The following is a 1,921-nucleotide window of genomic DNA, read 5'->3' as shown; positions in this document are numbered from 1 at the left end:
ATGCCGCCCCGGCCGGCGACGACGCGAAGAAGACGCTGACCGTGGCCATGGAGCTGGCCTATCCCCGTTCGAGACGAAGGACGACGCCGGCAACCCCGCCGGCGTGTCCGTCGACTTCATGAAGGACTTCGGCGCGGCGTACGGCTACGACGTGGTCATCGAGAACACCGCGTTCGACGGCCTCATCCCCATGGTGCAGACCGGCAAGGCCGACTGCCTCATGTCGTCCATCACCATCACCGAGGCCCGCAAGGAGTCGGTGGACTTCTCCGACCCCTACGCCCAGGCGCAGCTGGCCATCCTGGCGAACGCCCAGTCGAATATCGGCGGCATCGACGATTTGAACCAGGCCGGCAGGAAGGTGGCCGTGAAGACCGGCTCCACCGGCGACGTGTTCGCCACGAAGAACCTGACGAATGCCGAGATCGTGCGCCTGGCCGACGAGAGCGCCTGCGTGACCGAGGTCGTGCAGGGCAAGGCCGACGGCTTCCTGTACGACCAGCTCACCATCTACCGCAACAACCAGAAGAACCCCGACGCCACCGAGGCCGTGTTCATCCCGTTCCAAGATCCCGAGTCGTGGGGCATTGCCGTGGCCAAGGGCAACGACGAGCTCTTGGCACAGCTGAACGAGTTCATCGCCCAGAGCAAGGCCGACGGCGAGTTCGACCGCCTGACCGAGAAGCACCTGGCCGACGAGAAGGCCGCATTCGACGAGCTGGGCTTCAAGTGGTTCTTCGACTTCGAGTAGCCGCGCCGTCCGACCACTGCGAGAAAGGCGCCCGTTGAAAGCACCCTCCCCGCTCGCCCGCCCGTTCACGGCGCCGCCCGACCAGGCGACGCCGCCGCTCAAGGCCATGGCGAACTACCTTCTGGTCTGCACAGCCGTGATCGCCGTGTTCTGGGCGTCGCTCGGCATGGCCGGCATCACGCTGAACTTCGACTTCGTGGAGCAGTACCGCGACCGCATCGGCAGCGGCTTTCTGCTCACGGTGGAGCTCTCGGCAGCCAGCCTCGTGGCCAGCATGATCATAGGCGTGCCCGTGGCCCTGGGGCAGAGCGCGCGCCTGCTGCCCGTGCGCTACCTGTGCGACCTGTACGTGAAGCTCGTGCGCGGCACGCCGCTGCTCGTGCAAATCTACCTGTTCTACTACATCATCGGCACGGCGTGGGGCATCGACAACAAGGTGGTGGCGGGCGTGGTCATCCTGTCCGTGTTCGCCGGCGCCTACATCGCCGAGATCGTGCGGGGAAGTCTCCTGTCCATCGACGAGAGTCAGCTGGAGGCGGCACGGGCCGTGGGCTTCACGCGCACGCAGACGGTGCGCCACGTGGTGCTGCCGCAGCTGGTGGCGCGCACGCTGCCGGCGCTCACCGGGCAGTTCGCCACTATCGTGAAGGACTCGTCGCTCCTGTCCGTCATCGCGGTCATCGAGCTCACGCAGACCATCCGCGAGATCACGGCCACGAACTACAACTTCTTCGGCGGCTTTCTGCTGCTGGGAGGGCTGTATTTGTGCCTGACGCTGCCCATCATGTTCGTGAGCAAGCGCTTCGAGAAGAGGTTCGGCTATGCGCATTAGGCTGGAGCACCTGGAGAAGGAGTTCGACGGCGTGCCCGTGCTGCGCGGCATCGACTTCGACGACGACGTGACCACGCTCGCCGTCATCGGCCCCTCGGGCGGCGGGAAGTCCACGCTGCTGCGCATCGTGGGCGGGCTCATCGCGCCCACGGCCGGCACGGTGGAGGTGGACGGCGAGCGCGTGGACTTCGACGAGCGCACGCTTCCCGCCTACCGCGCGAGCCTGGGCTTCGTGTTCCAGGCGAGCGGGCTGTTCCACCACCTGGGCGCGCTGGAGAACGTGGCCCTGCCGCTTTCCGTGGTGCACGGCGTACCCGAGGACGAGGCCCGCGCGCGAG

General features: G+C 66.7%; 3 protein-coding genes. All 3 read left to right on the top strand.

The window, feature by feature from the left end; genetic code table 11:
• Window positions 1-751: transporter substrate-binding domain-containing protein (locus GPA_RS11010; RefSeq protein WP_197533096.1), on the top strand; the 751-nt coding region annotated here is incomplete at its 5' end.
• 34 nt (window positions 752-785) lie between these two features.
• Window positions 786-1,583, top strand: a complete 798-nt coding sequence (locus GPA_RS11005; protein ID WP_041239509.1) for an amino acid ABC transporter permease — start codon at window positions 786-788, stop codon at window positions 1,581-1,583.
• Window positions 1,573-1,921, top strand: a 349-nt coding sequence (locus GPA_RS11000) for an ATP-binding cassette domain-containing protein (protein ID WP_041239508.1), incomplete at its 3' end; no start/stop codon positions are given. The genes GPA_RS11005 and GPA_RS11000, both read left to right, overlap by 11 nt.

The organism is Gordonibacter pamelaeae 7-10-1-b (assembly GCF_000210055.1).
GTDB lineage: Bacteria > Actinomycetota > Coriobacteriia > Coriobacteriales > Eggerthellaceae > Gordonibacter > Gordonibacter pamelaeae.
Note: the sequence above shows the minus strand (reverse complement) of the source record. Positions and strands in the feature narration are given on the sequence as shown.